This window comes from Chitinophagales bacterium (assembly GCA_040877935.1).
In the GTDB taxonomy this organism is placed as follows: Bacteria; Bacteroidota; Bacteroidia; order Chitinophagales; family CAIOSU01; genus JBBDNB01.
In genome coordinates this window covers 1-18,177 of record JBBDNB010000037.1, presented here as the reverse complement: position 1 = coordinate 18,177, position 18,177 = coordinate 1, and the positions used below count along the sequence as shown (strand labels likewise).

Genomic DNA, 18,177 nt, shown 5'->3' with positions numbered 1-18,177 from the left:
CTCGAACCCGCGACCCCATGCGTGACAGGCATGTATTCTAACCAACTGAACTACCGGACCAATATTTTAAAGAACATCTCCCCCCGAAAGGGTGCACAAATATAAATCGATTTTGCAGAATTGAAAACTAAAATCAGATTTTTTATTCCCTTATCTTTGTTTCTACTTTGCCAACACAGCAAAAATCTTAGCATTATGGTTTTTTTAGAATTCGAACAACCCATCGCAGAGCTCTTTGAACAACTGGAAAGCCTGAGGCAGGTAGGGGAAAAAGGAGGCATAGATGTATCAAAAGGAGTTCGTGAATTAGAAGGAAAAATACTTAAAAAAAGAAAAGAAATTTATTCCAAACTCAATCGCTGGCAACGCGTTCAATTGAGCAGACATCCCGAAAGGCCCTACACACTTTTTTATTTAGACAAGCTTTGCAGTAGATTTCAGGAACTGCACGGTGACAGAAATTTCGGTGATGATAAAGCCATCGTAGGTGGATTTGGTGAATTCGATGGACAAACTGTAATGTTTATCGGCCATCAAAAAGGCGTGAACACCAAAATGAGGCAATACCGAAATTTTGGAATGCCCAATCCGGAAGGTTATAGAAAAGCCTTGAGACTGATGAAGCTCGCTGAAAAATTCAACAAACCCATTGTTACTTTTATCGACACTCCGGGAGCATATCCAGGAATAGAAGCCGAGCAACGCGGACAGGCCGAAGCCATTGCCCGAAACCTCTTTGAAATGACACAGCTCAAAGTACCCATTATCAGTATTATTATTGGAGAGGGAGCATCGGGGGGTGCAATAGGTATTGGTTTGGCAGATAAGATTTACATGCTTGAAAACACATGGTATTCTGTAATTTCCCCTGAGTCCTGTTCTTCCATATTGTGGCGAAGCTGGGAAAACAAAGCACAAGCTGCCGAAGCACTTAAACTAACTGCACCTGATATGCTGGAGTTTAAGTTGATTGATGGTATTATAAAAGAACCCTCCGGTGGCGCACATCACGATCCAAATGATATGTCAGAAATAATTCGTGTTGAATTAAAAAAAGCATTAAAACCTTTATTAAAAATGGATCCGGAAAAAAGAATAGAACAGCGCATTAAAAAATATGAAAACATAGGTGTTTTCGAGACAACCTGATTTTATGTCATTACTCATATCCATAAGACAGAAATTACACCGTTTCTTTTTAAAAAGAAAAATCAGTAAACAATCCTATGCGCACAAAACCATCAATCTAAGTGAAGCAAAAAGCATAAGCATATTGTTTGATGCAGATCAACAAGCAGAAGCAGATCAAATAATAAGCTGGGCAAATGAGCTCAAAAAATCAGGAAAAGATGTTCAACTGCTGGCCTATTTGCCATACAAGTTAAAAGAATATACCCCCCCCTACCCCTATTTCACCAATAAATCGATCAACTGGCTCTTTTTTCCTGTAAGCGAACAAGTGGAGCAATTTACCAATAATAGATGCGATATACTATGCTGTCTATTTATAAAGGAAAACTTAACTTTGGAGTCTATAGCAGCAATGTCAAATGCACAATTCAGAGTAGGAAAATTCAGCGAAGGCAAAACCTACTGCTTTGATTTTATGATCAACCTGGACAAAAATGCATCAGTCGCTGAACTCATCCCTCAGATGAAACATTTTTTAAATAAAATTAAACTCAGAAGAAATGTATCAACAATTTAAAGGAACCGGAGTAGCATTAGTTACTCCATTCCTAGCAGACGGAAGCATAGATTTTAAAGGGCTTGAAAACCTCATTGAACATACCATAAAAGGAAATGTAGAATACCTGGTAACAATGGGTACTACAGGCGAATCGGCCACATTGAGCAGAAAAGAAAGGCATAAAGTCATGGATTTTACCATTGAAAAAGTCAAAGGACGTGTACCAATTGTCGCGGGTTTCGGAGACAACAATACCGCTGCTCTTATTGAAGAAATGGAAGCCTACCATTTCAAAGGCATCAGCGCCATTTTATCTGCCAGCCCTTATTATAACAAACCCACTCAGGAAGGTATTTACGCGCACTACAAAGCACTTGCTGAAAAAGCCCCCAAACCAATAATTCTCTATAATGTACCGGGAAGAACTGCATCTAACATAACTGCAGAAACAACCCTTAAACTTGCTCGTGATTTTAAAAATATCATTGGCATCAAAGAAGCATCAGGTGATCTTGTGCAATGCATGAAAATTGTAAAACACATTCAGCGGAAAGATTTCCTCATTATTTCAGGAGAAGACCCACTCACACTTCCAATGCTATCTTTTGGAATGGATGGTGTAATTTCTGTTGTTGCCAATGCATTTCCTTATGATTTTTCTGAAATGGTACGCCTCGGAATGAAAGGCAATTTTCAAGAGGCTTCAAAATACCATTTCAAGTTATTGAATATTATTGAATTGCTTTTCAAAGAAGGCAATCCCGCTGGAATAAAAGCTGCATTGTATATCAGAAATGTATGTGATGTGTATGTGAGACTCCCGCTGGTACATGCTTCAGACAATCTCACCATGACCTTGAAAAATGCAATAAAGGACATTAAGTAGCCGATTTGCTGCATTGTTTTTCAATTGCAAGAGAATACTTAAAGTCTTATCTTTGCAGACTGTGAAAAAGAAGAGCTTTCATATCTATATTCTATATTTGGTAATAATAGGACTGGGTTTCAGTTCCTGCCAACAATCTTATCAGAAAATTCTGAAAAGCAACGATCTGGAATACAAGTATCGAAAAGCCAAAGAATTTTACGATAAAGAAAAATACCACAAGGCACTACCCATTTTTGAAGAGCTGATTACACTTTACAAAGGCACAAAAAGCATTGATGAATACTATTATCTCTACGCCATGTGTCATTTTGAGCAGGCCACTTATCTTATTGCAGCATTTCACTTCAAAAATATTTACGATTCTTATCCATTCAGTCAATATGCAGAAGAAAGCCTTTACAGAAATGCATTGTGCTATGACAATCTATCACCCCGAGTTTCTTTGGATCAAAGCAATACACAAAAAGCCATCGAGTATTATCAGCTTTTTGTAAACAGTTACCCTGAAACCGACAAGATGGAACTGTGCAACAATGCCATTAAAAGATTGCGCAGAAAACTAGAAATCAAAGATTTTAAAAGTGCAGAGCTTTATTACAGAACATTCAGGTATAAAGCCGCAGCAGTATCTTTTGAAAATGTGTTAGAAAAATATCCCGATACACAGGATGCTCAAAAAATTCAGCTTTATATTGTTAAATCCTATTTCAAATACGCAGAGAATAGTATTCGCAGCAAACAATTAGAGCGGTATAAAATTGCCCTGGATGCATTTGAAAACTTCGAAAAGGATTACCCCAAAAGCCCTCTGTTAGCAGATGCCAGGGAAGTGCAACAATCAATATTGAAAGAAATTGAAAATTCAGAACTTGTAAATAACTAATACCATGCTTAAGAAAAATAATGAATTCTCTATCAGTCCATTTGCCGAAACGCGCAATATGGATGTTATTCATGAAAAAACCGGTAATTTTTATAAATCATTGGTAATCATGTCTAAGCGAGCAAATCAAATCAATGACGAGTTGAAAACAGAATTGCTTGCAAAGCTCAATGAGTTTGCCACAACTTCTGACAATCTGGAAGAAGTATTTGAAAACCGTGAGCAAATTGAGATCTCAAAATATTATGAAAAACTTCCCAATTCTGCTGTAATGGCTCTGGATGAGTTTTTGAATGATGAAATCTACTACAGGGAAAAAGGTGAAGAACTGAAATAATACACATGTTGAAAGGCAAAAAAATATTGATCGGACTTTGCGGAAGCATTGCTGCCTATAAAACAGCCTTTCTAATTAGAACCCTTGTAAAACAAGAAGCTGAGGTACGTGTAATCATGACGGCCTCAGCAACTGAATTTATTACCCCATTAACACTTTCTACACTTTCTAAAAACCCTGTATTACAGGAGTTTAAAAAAGAACGCGGTGAATGGAACAATCATGTTGAACTCGGACTATGGGCTGATTTAATGCTCATTGCACCGACATCTGCCAATACCATTGCTAAATTGGCAAATGGCCTCTGCGACAACCTGCTTTGCGCTGTTTATCTCTCAGCTAAATGCCCCGTATTCTTTGCTCCAGCTATGGATATGGATATGTGGAAACACCCTGCTACTCAAAGTAATATTCAAACATTGAAATCTTATGGGGATCAAATAATACCCGTAGAAAAAGGGGAGCTGGCCAGTGGACTTGAGGGCGAAGGCAGAATGGCTGAACCCGAAAACATCGTAGCTTTCCTGGAAAATCACCTTACTGCGAAAAAAAAAAGTAAAACGGCATTAAGCGGAAAAAATGTACTGATAACTGCCGGCCCAACACAGGAAGCCATTGACCCAGTTCGCTATATCAGCAATCACTCCTCCGGAAAAATGGGGCTGGCTTTGGCACAAGCACTACAAGAGAAAGGAGCAAAAGTACATTTAATCATTGGCCCTCATAATCTTGAAATACCGGAAGGCATTAAAGTTTACCCGGTAACTTCAACACTTGAAATGCTTGAACAAGCAGATGCACTTTTCGAAAAATGTACAATTGGAATATTTGCAGCAGCAGTTTCTGATTATCGCCCGGCAAATGTTTCCAGCGAAAAAATCAAAAAAAGTGACAAAAACCTGCAAATTGAACTGACAAAGAACCCCGACATTTTAAAGCAAATGGGCAAAAAGAAAAAAGCGGGACAAATACTGGTAGGCTTTGCACTGGAAACCAATAATGCCGAAAGCAATGCGTTAAAGAAACTGAAAGAAAAAAACCTGGATTTTATTGTGTTGAATTCGCTCAGTGAAAAAGGAGCCGGTTTTGCATTCGATACCAATAAAATCAGTATATTTTCAAAAAATGGCAGTAAAGAAGATTTCCCTTTAAAATCAAAAGATGAGGTGGCCGATGATATTATTTCAGCCATCTTGAAACTGATTTGAAATTTTTCATTGATCAACAAATGAAATTGAACAATCAAAAACAAAGGAAATTAAAAAATAAATTTATTTTTAAGCTATTGGATTTCGCTAAAAAAGAAATAAATCAATGAAACAAGCGCTTCTCATTCTAATCCTTTCCATACTTACACTTCACCTTGCTGCCCAAGAACTAAATTGCCGTGTGGAAGTAATGTCACAAAGAGTACAAAATGTAGACCCCCAGGTTTTCAAAACACTGGAACAAAGTGTCTATGAATTTTTGAACAACCAAAAATGGACTACTGAAAAATACAAAATAGAAGAACGGATCGAATGTTCTATCATGATCAATGTAATGGAACAACAGGGGCAGGACAATTACAAAGCCTCTTTAAATATTCAATCTTCACGTCCTGTATTCAACAGTTCCTACAATACTACCGTAATCAATCATGTTGACAATGAATTTGTATTTGAATACGTGGAGTTTGAGCCCCTGCAATTCAATCCCAATACTTTCACTTCCAATCTCACTTCCTTACTGTCATTTTACGCCTACCTCGTTATAGCTATGGATATGGAAACTTTTGCACCAAATGGCGGAGAGGAATATTTGAATATGGCACAAAGCATTATTAACAATGTGCCTCAAAACCTGGGTGATAAAGCCCCCGGATGGCGGCCTTTTGAAAGTAATAACAATCGCTACTGGATCATAGAAAATATAATGAACAGAAGATTTACAGGTTTGAGAGAAACTTATTATGAATACCACATCAACGGGCTTGATAAAATGTATGAAAATCCGATTGAAGGCCGCAATAATGTTTTAGCAGCGTTAGAAAAACTCAAACCCATTGTAGAGCAATCACCAAACTCCATTGGCCTACAAATGTTTTTCAATGCCAAGAAAAATGAGCTGATCAAAATGTTCAGCGGTGCACCATCCAATGAAAAGGTAAAGGCTCAACAATTATTACGAGAAGTAAATCCCGGAAAATCAGAGGATTACAATGCCATCACTCAATAATTCCACAAGAAACAAAGTGCTACACCCTTAGTTTTTCATATTTAGCACTTTCAAATCAAACTATACAAGCCCAGAATGGGCGACATCTCCCAAAAACATGTGTCAGCCTGCCAAGACATTTATCGTCTTGGCACATTTTCAAAGCCCTGAAAGGGCGGCATCCAAAAAAAATGTGTGGCAGCGCATTTTAAAAGGACGGAATACCATTAAAAATGCATTTTAGCACCACCTTAATTTATCCATCAAAAGAAATAATGTCTTTTTGCACAGCTTTATTTAGATTTATGCTGCAATAAAAAATCAATGATTCAGCAACTCAGCATACAGAATTATGCCATCATCGATCAATTGGAAATCAATTTTGATCAAGGGCTGAACATCATTACCGGAGAAACCGGTGCCGGAAAATCCATACTGCTTGGTGCCCTCTCCCTCATTCTGGGCGACAGGGCCGACCTTTCCACACTGCTCAATAAAAACGAAAAATGCATCATCGAAGGACAATTCGATATCAAAAACTACGGCCTCAAAACCTTTTTTGAGAAAAACGACCTCGACCATGATGCCCTCACTTTCCTCAGAAGGGAAATCCTTCCCTCCGGAAAATCCCGCGCCTTTATCAACGACACCCCGGTGTCGCTCAATATCCTAAAGGAAATCGGCCGACAACTGGTCAATGTACATTCGCAGCACCAAACCATCGCTTTGAGCAATAGCAATTTCCAGCTCCAATTGATAGATGCGCTGGCGAATACTGAAAATGAAAAACGTGAATTTGCCCAAATTCTAAGCGAATACAAAAGCAAGCAAAAAACCCTCAAAGCACTCATTGCCAAAAACAATGAAGAAGGCAAGGACACCGATTACCTTGAATTTCAGCTAAAGGAATTACAGGAAATCCCTCTGGAGGAAATCGACAAAGAAGCCTTGGAAGAAGAACTGCAGACCTTGGAAAATGCCGAGGAAATCCAGCAGACCTTGACCAAGCTCATTGCCTCCATCAGTGGCGAGGAATTTTCCGTAGAGCAAAGCATGAGGGAAATCGATCAAATGCTGCGCGAACTGAGCGACAGCAGCAAGCAGTTCCAGCCCCTCAGCGAACGCTTCAATTCCGTTTTCATCGAATTGCAGGACATCTGCAATGAAATAGAACATTCCGGCCGCGATATCGAGGTGGACGAAGAAAAGCTGCAAGAAACCCAGGATTTGCTCAACACCCTCTACCGACTGGAAAAAAAGCACCAGCGCGAAGGAACCGAAGCCCTGCTGCTATTCCAGCAAGAATTGGAAGAAAAGATAGAATGGGCCAAAAATGCCGATGAAAAAATTGCGACATTGGAAGCAGAAATCCAGCAAATTGGCACAAAACTAAAAGACAAGGGAGCCGAAATAAACAAAAAGCGCAGCAAGCAACTGCCCGAAATAAAAGAAAAGGTCGCCACCCTACTATCGGAAATGGGCATGCCCCACGCCTCTATTTTCCCCGAACTAATTCCCCTGGAAATAGAAGCAGCAAGACCCGATGGACTCGATCAGGCAATGATCCGATTTACTGCCAACAAAGGTGCACAACCGCAGGAACTCAAAAAAGTAGCCTCGGGCGGAGAGCTCTCCCGCCTCATGCTGGCACTCAAATCCATAGTAGCCGAAGGCACCGCCCTGCCCACCCTTATTTTTGACGAAATCGATTCCGGTATTTCCGGGGAAATCGCCTATAAAGTGGGCGCCATCATGCAAGAATTGGCACAAAATCACCAGGTAATCTGCATTACCCACCTGCCGCAGATGGCATCTAAAGGAAAAAAGCATTTCTTTGTATTCAAGGAAACAAAAGACACGCACACATTGACCCGCATCAAGGAGCTGAAACAAGAAGAGCGCATTCAGGAGCTGGCGAAAATGCTGAGCGGAAAAGACCTAACCGAAACAACATTGGCAAACGCACGAGAACTATTAAACCAATAAAAAATGAGTGGAATCTTAAAAGGAAAAAAAGGAATTATTTTTGGAGCACTGGATGAAAAATCCCTCGCCTGGCAAGTGGCACTAAAAGCCAAAGAACAAGGAGCCGAATTTGTGCTCAGCAATGCCCCCGTGGCCCTGCGCTTCGGCAAGGTCAAGGAACTGGCAGCAGAAACAGGCGCAGAACTCATCCCCGCAGACGCCACCAATCTCGAGGATCTGGAAAAACTCATCACCCAATCCATGGAGATACTGGGCGGCCCGGTCGATTTTGTGCTGCACTCCATCGGCATGTCGGTCAATATCCGCAAAAACATCCCCTACACCGATATCAATTACGATTACTACCTCAAAGCCCTCGATATATCCGGGCTCTCCTTCCACAAAATCTTGCAGACCTGCTGGAAACTCGATGCCATCAAGGAATGGGGCTCCGTAGTGGCCCTCACCCACATTGCCGCACAGCGCAGCTTTCCCGGCTATGGTGACATGGCAGAAGCCAAGGCCGTACTCGAATCCATAGCCCGCAATTTCGGGCAATTTTACGGGCGCAAGAAAAACGTACGCATCAATACCATCTCCCAATCGCCCACGCCCACAGCGGCCGGAGGCGGTATCGGAGGCTTCGATGCCTTTTTCAACTATGCCGATGAAGTCTCCCCCCTGGGCAATGCCACAGCCGAAAGCTGTGCCGACTATTGCGTCAGCCTATTTTCCGATTTCACCCGCATGGTCACCATGCAAAACCTCTACCACGATGGCGGTTTCTCCTCCACCGGAGTCAGCGAAGGCCTAATGGACAAACTGAGCTGAAAACTATAGTTGATCAGGCAAGCATCAATATTCAAATAAAAAAATGAATAAATAAACAAATAATCCGGGCGTGCCCTTTCAGGTCGGGCTGATCCGCTCTATCTTTTGTGCTGGCGCAAAGTGTTGCAAATGGCCTTTGAAAAGAGCTTCCGCTGGTCGCTTTTCCAAAGCCCGCAACACTAAGATGCGCCCAGCACAAAAGGATGCCGCTTCCATCCCTCACGCAGGTTTGCGTTTTTTAATTTCATTTACGATAATGAGGATATTGAGCGAAGTCGAAATGCCGGGATTGAAAACGAAATCCTTTAGAAAACACCAACTGTCAGACAGCTCTTTTGCAGCTATATAGTAGCTGTCAGACAGTTTTTGTTTTTTTACTCGGCACTAAAACGAGGTCAGCGAGCAAGGAATTGGATTGCATCTTGCAATTTTCAATGCAGCCAGAGGCTGACCAATAATCCACTCGCGAGACGCGAGCGGTGGCATTGGACAACTTGATTTAGAATATTTCAATATTCCATTATCTTTATCGTGCAAAACGGTGAATAAAACGCTATATAGTTGTGGCTAATTTGAAATGAAACAAATGTTGATAATAATATTACTTGCACTACTTGCAACAAATAGCTTCTGTCAGGATAGTAGCTTCTCAAACAACTATTTGACTGATCTTTTTAATGGATTTCCAATAAAAATGGACTTGGATTCTACAGAAGTCAAATTTCTGAGCCAGTCGGACTATGAAAAATCAAAAAACATTTACGACTCGACAAAAACTGATTACAGAAGATCCATAAATGGTACTTTACCGATTAAACTTCAACCTGAATCTGCACAAATTGAATATTTCTATGCGTATGAGTGGTGTGGTGGACCTAAGCATTCAAGAATAACAGCTTTGACATTAAATTACGGAACTGATGAAGAAAATAATTGTGAGAAACAACTAAAGACAATTGTCAAGGAACTAAAGCAACTGACCGAAAAGACAGAAAAATACAAAACCTATGCAGACGCAGGAAAAGTTGGATATGGGTATCAATTTTTTAAGAATAAGAACGACAAGTTTCCAATTTTGACAATTGACTTTACAGACAAAAGTTGCACAGGAACAGAGAACTACATGTTTATAGCTTACATAAGAAAAATAGATGAATAAAAACTAGCCACAACAGCACCTAAGAAAACATGGGGAGGGAAGTAGGTTACGCGAGGTTCGATCTTTGTGGCTACCTTTGTTTCGTACGGAGAGTAAACCACCTTGAAAAGCTCCACTTTTCTTAGTTGCGACACGTTGTATGCCATTTACAGACCGACCTCGATAACAAAATAACTTTTCAAACAAATGCAATATTTCAAAGTAGTTGACAATATAAATTCAGAAGTAACGATAGACACTAATAAGACGAATTATAGTTTAATATTAGTTAATAAAGACAAATATTCAGACCTTTTAGACTTTGTTACTCAATCATCAAGTGAACTTGATTTACCATTAGATTTTTACTTTAGTTTAAATAACAATATTTATTTATCCGGTAACGCATTCTTACAGAGGTTACCAAAATCAATTAACCGTGTTTTTGAAGTTGATATTCTAACAGGTAATTCTAAACACAGGGGAATTTATATTAAGGAAAGCGATTTAATAGGAATTATAGAAAGTCTTGACAAAATTGGTTTTGAATTATTTCAAGAAGGATTTTACTTATGGGAGAATATTTACGAAAAAGTTCGGACTGATAGTTACAGAGACAAACCAAGCAGAGAAAAATCATTTTTTCTTTTTGATAATTTAAAAGACTGCCAATATTATATAAACAATCATAAATGTGGTGGTCAAATCTGCGAAGTTGAAATTTTGGAGAAACGTTCATTATTTAAAGCCGATATGAATTTGTTAGACATTATTCCTAGCAACTATACTTTCAAACAAACAAAAGAACAGGTAGAAAAATATTGGTCAGGTAAGACATCGAACAAAATCGTAAATGAATATTTATTTCAAGGAATATGCAAACTAAAACCATTGTAGCTTGACCAAAACGGCAACACACGAGGCAAGCAAGCGGGCAGAGAGTGAATCACGATAGGTTGTGGCATTTTAGCTGCATTTGTTCGGTCGGTCAGATTAGAGCTTTTAATAATGATAACTTAGCACTTTAAATTTAAAACAGTTAACTTATGAAACACAAAAAGACAATTACAAGCGTTGCGTTTCTCCTCTTAGGTTTAGGAGGACTGAACGCCCAAGAAAGCCCAACCGCCTCAGGCGGAGATGCCACAGGCAGCGGAGGAACCGTTGCTTACAGCGTAGGACAAGTAGTTTATACCACAAACACAAGTACGTCTGGCACAGTAAGCCAAGGCGTGCAACAAACCTACGAAATATCTTCTGTTGGAATTAAAGAAACCGAACTGAACATTTCACTTTCGGTATTCCCTAACCCTACTGCCGATAATTTAACCTTGCAAATAAGCGATTACAACAACGAGCAGTTGTCGTATCAACTATTTGATTTACAAGGCAGATTACTAAACAAAGGTCAAGTAACTACACAGCAAACACAAATAAACACATCAGGTTTGCCCTCTGCTACTTACTTCATCAATGTTATAAACCAAGAAAACAAAAAAGTTCAATCATTTAAAATAATCAAAAATTAAGAAATCATGAAAAGAATAATTACAATTTGTGCAGCAATTTTAATGACTGCAAGCGTGTTTGCTCAATCACCAGAAAAAATGAGCTACCAAGCAGTTGTAAGAGACAATGCTAATAATTTAGTAACTTCTAATAGTATAGGAATTCGTATTCAAATTCTACAAGGTTCTGAATTTGGAGGAGCTGTTTATGTTGAAACACATACATCAACTACTAATGCTAATGGTTTGATGAGTTTAGAAATTGGGAATGGAACAGTTGTTAGCGGTAATTTCATCACAATCGACTGGACAGATGGCCCTTATTTTATCAAAACTGAAACTGATCCAACTGGAGGAACAAATTATTCCATATCAAGTACTAGCCAGCTATTAAGTGTGCCTTACGCATTACACGCAAAAAAAGCAGATTCTGTTAGTGGTGGAATAACCGAAACTGACCCTGTTTACACTGGTAGTCAGGCAAGCAATATCACCGCGATCGACATTGCTAATTTAAGTAATTTATCAGGAATGAACACAGGCGACCAAGATATTAGTGGTATATCAAATAATCAACAGGCCATACAAGATACCGCCTCCCAAATAAGATCAGATATTCCCGATGTAAGTGGTTTTATATCAAACGAAACCGATCCTTTATTCAGTTCATCAGTAGCAAGTGGAATAACTGGAACAGATACTACTTACTGGAACAATAAATTAGACAGCTACACCGAAACCGACCCAATCTTTGGAACATCAGTAGCAAGTGGAATAACTGGAACGGACACTACTTATTGGAACAACAAACAAGACCAATTAGTAGCAGGTACTAATATTGCCATTGTTGGTAATACCATTAGTGCAGCAGGTGGCAGTTCTTCCAATGATTTCTACTTAGGGCAAGACACCTTAGGTGGTATAGTTTTTTACATTTACTTAGACCAAAATGGAGACCAACACGGGCTTATTGTAAATAAAAACGAAAGCACAGCACAATGGCAGTCAAGTTTCACAACAACTAACGCAACACGGAGTTGGGATGGAGTTTACAATACTATCTTAATGACAGGCAGCCCTGCAGCAACTTATGTAAATGGATTAACGGATGGTGGTTTTACCGATTGGTATTTACCCTCTATTGACGAACTAAGCATTTTATGGCACAACCGATTCCATGCTAATAAAGCTTTAAATGCTGGTAGTTTTGCATTATTGTCAAATACTGCCCGCTATTGGAGTAGTACGGAGTACAATGCCTCGGACGCATTCTACTTCCTCAGCTACGGTTACTCGAACAACGGTAATAAGACAAGTACTTATAGTGTGCGTGCCGTTCGGGCTTTTTAACTATTTATCAATTTAATACCGCCAAGCTGTCGTTTTTTGTTAAACTGACAAGGAGTAAAATTTTTGTCGGTTTTTTTATAATTCACAATGAAACTCAACGAAACGCTAACATGGGCTAAAATCAAGTGGGCTGTTAGTGCTAAACGAAACCACTTTATGATTTCGGCTGATAAGTAAGTAGCTTTTAAAGCCCGCCTGCCCTTGCGCTCGTTTACCGCGTGGCTATTGCAGCAAAGCGAACGAGTGCATTTGATCTGAAATAGCCCGGCACGCATTCGCCTCTCACGGGCAGGCCTATCCCAGTTCGGGAAGGCCCGCTTGTGCCTTTATTAAGATTCCCCCCGCTGGTGTAAGAATGGCGCGCAAGCATAGAGTAAAGCCTTCTTGTACCTTCTATACAAAACCAAACTGCAACTTAAACCCAACGAGATTGCTCCCGACCTACTGGTACGGGACAGGCACTTTCCTTTCAGTCGATCGCAATGACGTTTTCAATCTAACAGAATGTACAATGGCAGTTGGCAATTCTAAAATAATGCGTAGAATTCGAAGTGAAAGCAGCGTTAAATTTCAAGCTGTCTGAGCCAAACGGATTGAACTCAGTTACAACCAATATAATGGCGAGTTCTTGAAATTTAGCTGATAAGCAAAGAATTCAGCAGAATTTTAGACTGCCTAGATTTTCTTGCCCGAACTGAAATAGTCAGGCGGGTTTGCTTCGTTTTTTCAGCAATGGAAAAAATGAAGGACGTGATAGAAGTTATATCCATAGCTGCGCAAGGTACAAGGGTGATTCCTTGCGCACAACATGACCTGAGGCCTGTCTAGTATGAGGTCTTTTACCCGTGTACCTTGCATTGCCTGTCCATAAATTTATTGCTTTTACAATGATATGAGTATGAGGTTAGAAAACCTACTTGTACCTTTATTAAGATTCATCCGGAAACAGAATACTCATTTCCATAGGTGGAGATTCCCTCTTCAGGGGAATGATGGGCGTATTTGGGCTATTTTTCTTTGAACGAATACCTTATATTCACTTCGAGGTCACAGTCAATCAAGCTACTTATTAAGCGTAGTCATTTGAATCTTGTTAATACTTTTATTTGTGATTTACAAGATACAAACAGCAATCTTGAATTGTTTTTCCCAATGCTGGCGCAAACATGAGGCCTGGCCAACGAGCGTAGCCTGCTTGTGCCTTTATTAAAATTCAATCGGAAACAGAATGCTCATTTCCATAGATGGAGACTCCGTACTTTAGTCTTAACGGATATAAAGTCGGAATGAACGGGAATATTGTGGCTGTTTCTGTTTGAATAAACATTAAATCCTATCGAAGTCGTCCCCCTCCATATAACTTGCGCCATTTACAGTATAACAAAGTACTTCTCCGCTTCTAACGAGCAAGGAATTGGATTGCATCTTGCAATAAAAAACTAATTTTTCTAGAGATTATTGAGAATTTGACCGTAAAACATTTAATGATTTTACGTGATTTGAATGAAAATGAAAAAGATAACAATCATAAATATCAAGATGAATTAACAAATATGCTGGCGGAAACAAATCCTACTTTGGACTTTTAGAAAAAGGGCTTCAAAATCACCATTTGATTAGCCATGTTAGTGCTAAAGTCGTTGTGGAAAATAAAAATCAATGGCACTTTCAGAGAAGTGAAATAGGGAAAGAACTAATTCAATACATTACAGAATAAAACCTCTGGAGTATGAATTGTGAGCTGACGCTGTGCCTTGGCTTTCTTATGTTTACCAAGACTCTTGTCACCTTGCCTAAAGTTTTAAATCCAGCCATCGCTTAGTCATCCGATGACTCATTCTATTAAGCACCCGGATAATTTAGGAGCTGCAAAAACTCCACAAACAGCAGTCATCGGATAACTTCAAAACCTCGCAAACTGGAAGCACTGTGGGAGCAAGGTTTCTAAAGATTTTGCCATATTGAACTGAACAATACTTATATTTGGTATAAACGCCTTGAAATGGAAAGTCTATTAAACAGAATTACAATTGATCCGCAAATATGTCATGGAAAACCCATCATCAGGGGAATGAGATACCCTGTTGAAAATATGCTTGAGTTATTGGCATCAGGGATGACCATTGATGAACTCCTAAAAGATTACCCGGATTTGGAAAAAGAAGATTTTCTTGCCTGCCTGGAATACGCTTCCAAATTGGTACATCTGAAAAGCATTCATAAAATTGCCTCGTGAAGTTTATAGTAGATGCACAATTGCCCAAGGCACTTTCTGATTTCCTGAATGGAAAAGGCTTTGATTCTATTCATACACTTGATTTCCCAAACAAAAACAAAACCAAAGATTTCGAAATTATCGAAAAAGCAATTTTAGACAATAGAGTTGTAATAAGTAAGGATATAGATTTCTTAGAGTCATTTATACTCAAATCCAAACCCCCAAAATTAATAATCGTAAGAACTGGAAATATTCTTAATACTGAATTGCTGAAAATATTTGACAACAATTTTCATACAATTATTCAAATGATTACAAGAAGTAATTTGATAGAAGTTAATCGGTTTGAGATAGCTGAACACGGTTAACTGAATTCCCTAAAATGAGAAATTCAAGCCCCATAGCTAGCGTAAGAGACGAAGGCAATGAGCAAAAGCCCGCCTATCCAGTTCGGGTAGGCCTGCTTCTCCCTTTATTAAGATTCAACCAAAAACAAACTACTCGTTTCCATAGATGGAGACCCCGTACTTTAGACCTACCGGATCTAAAGTCGGGGTGACGGGCGTATTTTGGCTGTTTTCCTTTGATCGATACTTTATATGCACTATGAGCTCGCAGTCAATCAAGCTACTTATTAAGCGCAGTCATTTGAATCTTATTAATACTTTTATTTGTGATTTATAAGATACTAACAGCAAGTCTCAATTGTTTTTCCCCAATGCTGGCGCAAACACGAGACGCATGTAATAAGCAAAAGCCTGCTTGTGCCTTTATTAGATTCAATCGGAAACATAATGCTAATTTTTATAGATATTAATGATAAATGTCTTATATATTATTCGGTAATTTATAAATACAAAGATAAAGGAACTAACTGGACACAAATCAGAGACAAAATATTGTATGTATATTGTGAGAAAGAAGTCAATTATGTCAAGATCAACAATAATATATCAAGCTGACCAAGAAGTGATTGGAAAACACCTTATTTCAAAAGAATGGGTTATGTATTCTGGTAATTTGACCATTTATGACCGAAAAACTAATCCGATTGAACTAAAATTAAAGAGTGAGATTTATGATGCTTTCATAGGCGACTTCATGGATGAGAAAAAAAATTTTAAGGGTGATTCCATTTCAGATGTGTTTGGTAAATTAGCAAAATGGTATTATAAAAACGGAATAATATTTCAAAACTAAAAAAATGCATCAAGCTAGTGCAATGTCGCACAAGCATAGAGCAAAGCCTTCTTGTACCTTTTTGTACAATACCAAACTGCATATTAAACCAAACGAGATTGCTCCCGACCTACTGGTACGGGACAGGCACTTTCCTTTCAGTCGATCGCCTGACTGCTACAGGCAGGCAATGACGTTTTCAATGTAACGGATGGCACAATTGCAGTTGGCAATTCTAAAATAATGCGTAGAATTCGAAGTGAAAGCAGCGTTAAATTTCAAGCTGTCTGAGCCAAACGGATTGAACTCAGTTACAACCAATATAATGGCGAGTTCTTGAAATTTAGCTGATAAGCAAAGAATTCAGCAGAATTTTAGACTGCCTAGATTTTCCTGCTTTCAGCAGGCATGCTTGCCCGAACTGAGATAGTCAGGCGGGTTTGCTTCGTTTTTTCAGCAATGGAAAAAATGAAGGACGTGATAGAAGTAATATCCATAGCTGCGCAAGCATGAGGAGCAAGCAAAGAGCAAAACTCCACTTCTGCCTTTTTTAAGATTCAACCGTAAACAGGATACTCATTCCTACCTTGAAGTGCTGGAAAAATAGATCCTGGCTATTAGGCTTAGCCCAAAAAAGATTCTATTTCCTCTGCCGTTTTTTTGGCAGATCGCCCCACCCCAATCAGCGTGGCCGAGGCAAATCCTGTCCAACCGCCATAGCCCACAAGCCATAGTCCTTCTACATTTACGGCTCGCGTACCTTTCGTTTCTATCTTTCCCCGATCTTTGATATTGGCAATTTTATCAAGATAATCTGTAGCATAACCAAAGCCGGTACACCAAATAATGGCATCGAATGCTTCATGGGTGCCATCTTCCCAAAACACACCTTCTTCATCCATTTTACTAAAAGCACCTTTAGAATCGAGCACACCCCTTTCCCTGGCTTCTTTTACCGGGGATACCATAACAATATTTCCGAGATTGTATTTGGCTGCATCCAATTTTTCTCCTTTCTTTTCCGCATAATATTTGGCAGTAGCCATATCAAAAAGGACACGTCCATCCACATCATCGGGCAGGTACTCTGGTTCTTTATGGGTAGCCCAGGCAGTTTCAGCCACTTTGGAAACTTCGGCCAATATTTGTGCTCCGCTGTTTCCTTCTCCCACAATCAGCACTTTTTTGCCTTCAAAGGGTTCCTGATTCTTATATTCAGAAGAATGCAATTGCTTGCCCTCAAATTTATCCCTGCCTTGAATTTCAGGTATAATAGGTTTTCGAAAAGTGCCGCTTGCTGAAATCACGGTTCGGGATAAATAGGTTTTACCGGAAGTCTTTATTTTAAAATGACTCCCATCACAAACGACTTCCCGTACCTTAATGGGCCGTTCTACCGGAAGCTCATAGCGCTTTTCATACGCACATAAATAATCTATGACTTCTTCACGGGCAGGAAAATGGTTTTCCGATTCGGGCATGGGCCATCCTGGCAAAGAGCTGTGCTTTGCGGGCGAAAAAAGAGTGAGCGTATCCCAGGTATGTAACCATGCACCACCGCATTTTTTTTCAGCATCAAGAATAAGGTATTTTAAATTTGTTCTTCGCAAATAATATCCGCAGGCCAGCGCACTTTGGCCTCCTCCTACTATTATAATGTCATATATAGGCTCTGCCATAAAATTTCTTGTTTAGTTTTCTTTAAAGAGTTCTTTGTAGCTATCACTATCTAATATAGGCACTTGCCTAAATTTTAGGCCCACATTTAATCAAAGTTTTGATGCATTGTGAACAAGTTTCAATATTAAATCTTAAGCCAATCTCAAACACAACTCCAACAACCTCCTCATTTTCATAGATGGAGATTCCCCTCTTCAGGGGAATGACGGGTAGATTTAGGCTTTTTTCCTTTGAACCAATACTTTGTGTCCTTAGAGACTCCTATGTTTACCAAAACATAAATCTATTCAATTTGTGAGGTTTTTGTTTTAAT

17 protein-coding genes are annotated in these 18,177 nt (G+C 39.3%); 16 read left to right on the top strand and 1 reads right to left on the bottom strand.

Annotated features, from left to right (window positions below):
- The first annotated feature begins 195 nt into the window (after nt 1-195).
- From WD048_08985 to WD048_08910, 16 genes are all read left to right on the top strand, one after another.
- Nucleotides 196-1,149, top strand: coding sequence for an acetyl-CoA carboxylase carboxyltransferase subunit alpha (locus tag WD048_08985; GenBank protein MEX0812339.1), 954 nt, complete (start codon nt 196-198; stop codon nt 1,147-1,149).
- A gap of 4 nt (nt 1,150-1,153) precedes the next feature.
- The gene (locus tag WD048_08980) at nt 1,154-1,708 is read left to right on the top strand and encodes a hypothetical protein (GenBank protein MEX0812338.1); all 555 of its coding nucleotides are present in this window, start codon (nt 1,154-1,156) and stop codon (nt 1,706-1,708) included.
- Nucleotides 1,692-2,576: a 4-hydroxy-tetrahydrodipicolinate synthase gene (gene dapA, locus WD048_08975; GenBank protein MEX0812337.1), complete on the top strand. Its 885-nt coding sequence runs from the start codon at nt 1,692-1,694 to the stop codon at nt 2,574-2,576. The genes WD048_08980 and dapA overlap by 17 nt, the downstream gene beginning before the upstream one ends.
- Nucleotides 2,577-2,637: 61 nt before the next feature.
- Entirely contained in the window at nt 2,638-3,462 is an 825-nt protein-coding gene (gene bamD, locus WD048_08970; protein ID MEX0812336.1) for an outer membrane protein assembly factor BamD, read from the top strand.
- A gap of 4 nt (nt 3,463-3,466) precedes the next feature.
- The gene (locus WD048_08965; protein MEX0812335.1) at nt 3,467-3,799 is read left to right on the top strand and encodes a DNA-directed RNA polymerase subunit omega; all 333 of its coding nucleotides are present in this window, start codon (nt 3,467-3,469) and stop codon (nt 3,797-3,799) included.
- Between the two features lie 5 nt (nt 3,800-3,804).
- Nucleotides 3,805-5,007: a bifunctional phosphopantothenoylcysteine decarboxylase/phosphopantothenate--cysteine ligase CoaBC gene (gene coaBC / locus WD048_08960; protein ID MEX0812334.1), complete on the top strand. Its 1,203-nt coding sequence runs from the start codon at nt 3,805-3,807 to the stop codon at nt 5,005-5,007.
- Between the two features lie 106 nt (nt 5,008-5,113).
- Nucleotides 5,114-6,016, top strand: coding sequence for a DUF4835 family protein (locus tag WD048_08955; GenBank protein MEX0812333.1), 903 nt, complete (start codon nt 5,114-5,116; stop codon nt 6,014-6,016).
- A gap of 303 nt (nt 6,017-6,319) precedes the next feature.
- Nucleotides 6,320-7,981: a DNA repair protein RecN gene (gene recN / locus WD048_08950; protein MEX0812332.1), complete on the top strand. Its 1,662-nt coding sequence runs from the start codon at nt 6,320-6,322 to the stop codon at nt 7,979-7,981.
- Between the two features lie 3 nt (nt 7,982-7,984).
- The gene (locus WD048_08945) at nt 7,985-8,791 is read left to right on the top strand and encodes an SDR family oxidoreductase (GenBank protein MEX0812331.1); all 807 of its coding nucleotides are present in this window, start codon (nt 7,985-7,987) and stop codon (nt 8,789-8,791) included.
- A gap of 586 nt (nt 8,792-9,377) precedes the next feature.
- Nucleotides 9,378-9,950, top strand: a complete 573-nt coding sequence (locus WD048_08940; protein MEX0812330.1) for a hypothetical protein — start codon at nt 9,378-9,380, stop codon at nt 9,948-9,950.
- A 186-nt stretch (nt 9,951-10,136) separates the two neighbouring features.
- Nucleotides 10,137-10,826, top strand: coding sequence for a hypothetical protein (locus WD048_08935; protein MEX0812329.1), 690 nt, complete (start codon nt 10,137-10,139; stop codon nt 10,824-10,826).
- Nucleotides 10,827-10,975: 149 nt separating this feature from the next.
- A complete protein-coding gene (locus tag WD048_08930) occupies nt 10,976-11,458 on the top strand; it encodes a T9SS type A sorting domain-containing protein (GenBank protein MEX0812328.1) in 483 nt (160 codons plus the stop codon).
- Between the two features lie 78 nt (nt 11,459-11,536).
- Nucleotides 11,537-12,787, top strand: a complete 1,251-nt coding sequence (locus WD048_08925) for a DUF1566 domain-containing protein (protein MEX0812327.1) — start codon at nt 11,537-11,539, stop codon at nt 12,785-12,787.
- Between the two features lie 2,002 nt (nt 12,788-14,789).
- Nucleotides 14,790-15,023 carry a DUF433 domain-containing protein gene (locus tag WD048_08920; protein ID MEX0812326.1) on the top strand — a complete coding sequence of 78 codons (234 nt, stop codon included), beginning with the start codon at nt 14,790-14,792 and terminating at the stop codon, nt 15,021-15,023.
- Entirely contained in the window at nt 15,020-15,373 is a 354-nt protein-coding gene (locus WD048_08915) for a DUF5615 family PIN-like protein (GenBank protein MEX0812325.1), read from the top strand. The genes WD048_08920 and WD048_08915 overlap by 4 nt, the downstream gene beginning before the upstream one ends.
- A gap of 562 nt (nt 15,374-15,935) precedes the next feature.
- On the top strand, nt 15,936-16,205 hold the full coding sequence (locus WD048_08910; GenBank protein MEX0812324.1) for a hypothetical protein: 270 nt from the start codon (nt 15,936-15,938) through the stop codon (nt 16,203-16,205).
- 602 nt (nt 16,206-16,807) lie between these two features.
- Here WD048_08910 and WD048_08905 read toward each other — a convergent pair.
- Nucleotides 16,808-17,863 carry an ArsO family NAD(P)H-dependent flavin-containing monooxygenase gene (locus WD048_08905; GenBank protein MEX0812323.1) on the bottom strand — a complete coding sequence of 352 codons (1,056 nt, stop codon included), beginning with the start codon at nt 17,861-17,863 and terminating at the stop codon, nt 16,808-16,810.
- Nucleotides 17,864-18,177 lie beyond the last annotated feature (314 nt).

What these genes read in the sequence shown, in the direction of transcription:
- WD048_08985 (MEX0812339.1), top strand. Translation starts at nt 196, where the DNA reads ATGGTTTTTTTAGAATTCGAACAACCCATCGCAGAGCTCTTTGAACAA.
- WD048_08980 (MEX0812338.1), top strand. Translation starts at nt 1,154, where the DNA reads ATGTCATTACTCATATCCATAAGACAGAAATTACACCGTTTCTTTTTA.
- dapA (MEX0812337.1), top strand. Translation starts at nt 1,692, where the DNA reads ATGTATCAACAATTTAAAGGAACCGGAGTAGCATTAGTTACTCCATTC.
- WD048_08965 (MEX0812335.1), top strand. Translation starts at nt 3,467, where the DNA reads ATGCTTAAGAAAAATAATGAATTCTCTATCAGTCCATTTGCCGAAACG.
- coaBC (MEX0812334.1), top strand. Translation starts at nt 3,805, where the DNA reads ATGTTGAAAGGCAAAAAAATATTGATCGGACTTTGCGGAAGCATTGCT.
- WD048_08955 (MEX0812333.1), top strand. Translation starts at nt 5,114, where the DNA reads ATGAAACAAGCGCTTCTCATTCTAATCCTTTCCATACTTACACTTCAC.
- recN (MEX0812332.1), top strand. Translation starts at nt 6,320, where the DNA reads ATGATTCAGCAACTCAGCATACAGAATTATGCCATCATCGATCAATTG.
- WD048_08945 (MEX0812331.1), top strand. Translation starts at nt 7,985, where the DNA reads ATGAGTGGAATCTTAAAAGGAAAAAAAGGAATTATTTTTGGAGCACTG.
- WD048_08940 (MEX0812330.1), top strand. Translation starts at nt 9,378, where the DNA reads ATGTTGATAATAATATTACTTGCACTACTTGCAACAAATAGCTTCTGT.
- WD048_08935 (MEX0812329.1), top strand. Translation starts at nt 10,137, where the DNA reads ATGCAATATTTCAAAGTAGTTGACAATATAAATTCAGAAGTAACGATA.
- WD048_08930 (MEX0812328.1), top strand. Translation starts at nt 10,976, where the DNA reads ATGAAACACAAAAAGACAATTACAAGCGTTGCGTTTCTCCTCTTAGGT.
- WD048_08925 (MEX0812327.1), top strand. Translation starts at nt 11,537, where the DNA reads ATGAGCTACCAAGCAGTTGTAAGAGACAATGCTAATAATTTAGTAACT.
- WD048_08920 (MEX0812326.1), top strand. Translation starts at nt 14,790, where the DNA reads ATGGAAAGTCTATTAAACAGAATTACAATTGATCCGCAAATATGTCAT.
- WD048_08910 (MEX0812324.1), top strand. Translation starts at nt 15,936, where the DNA reads ATGTCAAGATCAACAATAATATATCAAGCTGACCAAGAAGTGATTGGA.
- WD048_08905 (MEX0812323.1), bottom strand. Translation starts at nt 17,863, where the DNA reads ATGGCAGAGCCTATATATGACATTATAATAGTAGGAGGAGGCCAAAGT.